Consider the following 4005-nt stretch of genomic DNA (forward strand, 5'->3'; position numbering starts at 1 on the left):
TTCTCCGCTTTCGACCGAGAGGATCGAAACGTTAACAAGGCCAAACAACACTGCCTTACTAACTCCTTCTGGGCTTCGACGATCTGAAGCAACTCGCTATCGAAACCTACATAACTCTTTGTTTACCAAGGAGTTTTCCGTTTCGACTGCGCCGGAAGTGGGGCGAATTATAGACAGATATAAAACGCCGTCAACAGTTAATTTCAGGTTTATTCGGATTTAAGCGTAATACGCGCAAATGCCTTCTTGCCGGCCTGGCAAACGTGGGTCGCGCCCAGCTCGTATATAAAGGTGCGATCGACAACCTCACCATCTATACGCACACCGCCAGACCCCAGAAGGTCGCGCGCCACCGCCGAGTTCTTAACCAGGCCCGCCTTATTAAGGACGGCAGCGATCGGCATTGCCTCGCCAGCAGTCAATTCAATCTCAGGCAGATCATCCGGCAGCTCGCCATCCTTCATACGGTTACCCGCAGCACGGTGAGCACTGGCCGCAGCCTCTTCACCATGGAAGCGCGCAACAATCTCTTCAGCCAGCTTGATCTTCACATCCCGCGGGTTAGCCCCAGCTTCCACTTCAGCACGCAGTGCATTGATCTCATCCATCGAGCGGAAACTCAACAGTTCGAAGTAACGCCACATCAGCGCATCCGGAATCGAAACCAGCTTGCCGTACATCACACCCGGCGCTTCCTGGATACCGACATAGTTACCCAGGGACTTGGACATCTTCTTGACGCCATCCAGCCCTTCCAGCAACGGCATCGTCAGAATGCACTGAGCCTCTTGCCCATACGCACGCTGCAGCTCACGCCCCATCAGCAGGTTGAACTTCTGATCAGTACCGCCCAGCTCGACATCGGCACGCAACGCCACCGAGTCATACCCTTGAACCAATGGGTACAGGAACTCATGGATAGCGATCGGCTGATTAGTGGAGTAGCGCTTATCGAAGTCATCGCGCTCGAGCATGCGAGCAACGGTGTACTGGGACGTAAGACGAATGAAATCCGCCGGCCCCATCTGATCCATCCAGGTGGAGTTGAAGGCCACCTCGGTCTTGGCCGGATCAAGAATCTTGAAGACCTGGGTCTTGTAGGTCTCGGCGTTATCGAGAACCTGCTCACGGGTCAGCGGCGGACGCGTAGCGCTCTTGCCGCTCGGATCGCCGATCATCCCGGTGAAGTCACCTATAAGGAAGATCACCTGATGCCCCAGTTCCTGGAACTGGCGCAGCTTATTAATAAGCACCGTATGCCCAAGGTGCAGATCCGGCGCCGTCGGATCAAAGCCGGCCTTAATACGCAGGGGCTGGCCACGCTTGAGCTTTTCGATCAGCTCAGCTTCGACCAACAGTTCTTCCGCACCACGTTTGATCAGCGCTAGCTGCTCTTCAACCGACTTCATAACAGACCCGCAAGGCTCAGATTCAAAAGGGAACCAACCATACAAGATCAGGGACTAATTACAAGTTTTGCCCTGCGCACGGACACCGTTCAGCAAGCCCAGCGTTCGCAAGCTTGCACCACAGATGATTTGGTTATATTTTATACAGTTATTTCATCTTCATCATGTCATTCATCTTTTCCAATTCATCTTTTCAAAGTCAAAATTACTTATGACCACAGAACCGTCTAAAGCGCCGCCGCTTTACCCGAAGACCCACCTGCTCGCCGCAAGTGGGATCGCCGCCCTTCTGAGCCTGGCACTCCTGGTATTTCCTTCCAGCGACGTAGAAGCCAAACGAACGACCCTAAGCCTTGACCTTGAAAGTCCGGTTGAGCAACTGACACAAGATCAAGACGCTTCCGACGCACTTCAAGCCACAAATGGCGCAGCCGAATCGCCGTTTGCCCAGATCGAAAGCAGCGCCGAAGACACCAAGGAAACCGCGCAGGCCGAACCTGCGGTAGTAGAGGCACCCAAGAACCCGCTGCACCGGGAAGTCATTGTTGCCAAGGGCGACACCCTTTCGACCCTGTTCGAAAAGGTCGGCCTCCCCGCCGCGACGGTCAACGATGTACTGGCAAGCGACAAGCAGGCCAAGCAATTCACCCAACTCAAGCATGGCCAGAAGCTTGAATTCGAACTGGCGCCCGACGGCCAGTTGACCAACCTGCACAGCAACGTCAGCGACCTGGAAAGCATCACCCTGACCAAAGGCGCCAAGGGCTTTGCGTTCAACCGCATCACCACCAAGCCGGTCATGCGCTCCGCCTATGTACACGGCGTGATCAACAGCTCGCTGTCGCAGTCCGCCGCCCGCGCCGGCCTGTCCCACAGCATGACCATGGACATGGCCAGCGTGTTTGGCTACGACATCGACTTCGCCCAGGACATTCGCCAGGGCGACGAATTCGACGTGATCTACGAACAGAAGGTCGCCAACGGCAAGGTCGTCGGCACCGGTAACATCCTTTCTGCGCGGTTTACCAACCGTGGCAAGACCTACACCGCCGTGCGCTACACCAACAAACAAGGCAACAGCAGCTACTACACCGCTGACGGCAACAGCATGCGCAAGGCGTTCATCCGTACCCCGGTTGACTTCGCCCGTATTAGCTCGCGTTTCTCGATGGGTCGCAAGCATCCAATTCTGAACAAAATTCGCGCTCACAAAGGCGTCGACTACGCCGCCCCGCGTGGCACGCCGATCAAGGCTGCCGGTGACGGCAAGGTCTTGCTGGCTGGTCGCCGTGGCGGCTACGGCAACACCGTGATCATCCAGCACGGGGCCACCTACCGCACGCTGTATGGCCACATGCAAGGTTTCGCCAAGGGCATCCAGACCGGCGGCAACGTCAAGCAGGGCCAGGTGATCGGTTACATCGGCACTACCGGGCTGTCCACCGGCCCGCACTTGCACTACGAGTTCCAGGTCAACGGCGTGCACGTCGACCCACTGGGCCAGAAGCTGCCAATGGCCGACCCGATCGCCAAGGCCGAGCGCGCTCGCTTCCTGCAGCAGAGCCAGCCATTGATGGCCCGCATGGACCAGGAGCGCTCTACTCTCCTGGCTTCGGCGAAGCGCTAAGCCATGTCGCTCTATATAGGTGTGATGTCCGGGACCAGCCTTGATGGCCTGGACATTGCGCTGATCGAGCAAGGCCCGGCGATCAAGCTGATCGCCACCCACTACATCCCCATGCCCGAATCCCTGCGTTCCGAGCTGCTTGGCCTGTGCGCCAGCGGCCCGGACGAGATTGCCCGTTCGGCGCTCGCGCAGCAGAACTGGGTGACGCTTGCCGCCCAAGGTATTCACGCCTTACTCGATCAGCAGAACCTCAAGCCCCAGGACATTCGAGCGATTGGCAGCCACGGCCAAACCATTCGTCACGAACCTGCACGGGGTTTTACCGTGCAGATCGGCAACCCGGCGCTGCTCACCGAATTGACCGGAATCACCGTCGTCAGTGATTTCCGTAGCCGCGATGTCGCCGCCGGAGGCCAAGGCGCCCCGCTGGTGCCTGCATTTCATGAGGCACTGTTTGGCGAGCGTACGGGCAACCGCGCCGTGCTGAATGTGGGCGGCTTCAGCAACCTTAGCCTGATCGAGACCGGCAAACCGGTCGCGGGCTTCGACTGCGGCCCGGGGAATGTCCTGCTGGATGCCTGGATTCACCAGCAACGCGGCGAGAACTTCGACCGCGATGGCCAGTGGGCTGCCAGCGGGAAGGTTGAACCCCAGCTACTCAAGGCATTGCTCAGCGATCCGTTCTTTGTGACCAAGGGGCCAAAAAGCACCGGTCGCGAAGTCTTCAACCTGGGATGGCTTGAGCATCACCTGGGACGATTGCCGCCATTCGCAGCCCAGGACGTGCAAGCCACATTGCTCGAGCTGACTGCCCTGACCATCGTCGAATCCCTGCAAACCGCCCAACCACAGACCGAAACCCTGCTGGTCTGCGGCGGCGGCGCCCACAACGCAACCCTGATGAGCCGCCTGAGCGCCCTGCTGCCGGCGACCCAGGTCAGCAGCACCGCCACCTGCGGCGTAGACCCT

The 4005-nt window shown here is 58.3% G+C and carries 3 protein-coding genes; 2 read left to right on the forward strand and 1 reads right to left on the reverse strand.

What is annotated here, in order from left to right:
- Positions 1-209: 209 nt before the first annotated feature.
- On the reverse strand, positions 210-1409 hold the full coding sequence (tyrS, locus tag HX846_RS04115; RefSeq protein ID WP_003210928.1) for a tyrosine--tRNA ligase: 1200 nt from the start codon (positions 1407-1409) through the stop codon (positions 210-212).
- Between the two features lie 211 nt (positions 1410-1620).
- Between tyrS and HX846_RS04120 the strand changes: the two genes are divergently transcribed.
- The gene (locus HX846_RS04120; RefSeq protein ID WP_003210931.1) at positions 1621-3036 is read left to right on the forward strand and encodes a peptidoglycan DD-metalloendopeptidase family protein; all 1416 of its coding nucleotides are present in this window, start codon (positions 1621-1623) and stop codon (positions 3034-3036) included.
- A gap of 3 nt (positions 3037-3039) precedes the next feature.
- A partial coding sequence (locus HX846_RS04125) for an anhydro-N-acetylmuramic acid kinase (protein ID WP_178965014.1) occupies positions 3040-4005 on the forward strand: 966 nt, incomplete at its 3' end.

This window comes from Pseudomonas sp. K5002 (genome assembly GCF_013386655.1).
Taxonomy (GTDB): domain Bacteria; phylum Pseudomonadota; class Gammaproteobacteria; order Pseudomonadales; family Pseudomonadaceae; genus Aquipseudomonas.

Coding starts and splice junctions, on each gene's coding strand:
- tyrS (WP_003210928.1), bottom strand. CDS start 1,409: ATGAAGTCGGTTGAAGAGCAGCTAGCGCTGATCAAACGTGGTGCGGAA.
- HX846_RS04120 (WP_003210931.1), top strand. CDS start 1,621: ATGACCACAGAACCGTCTAAAGCGCCGCCGCTTTACCCGAAGACCCAC.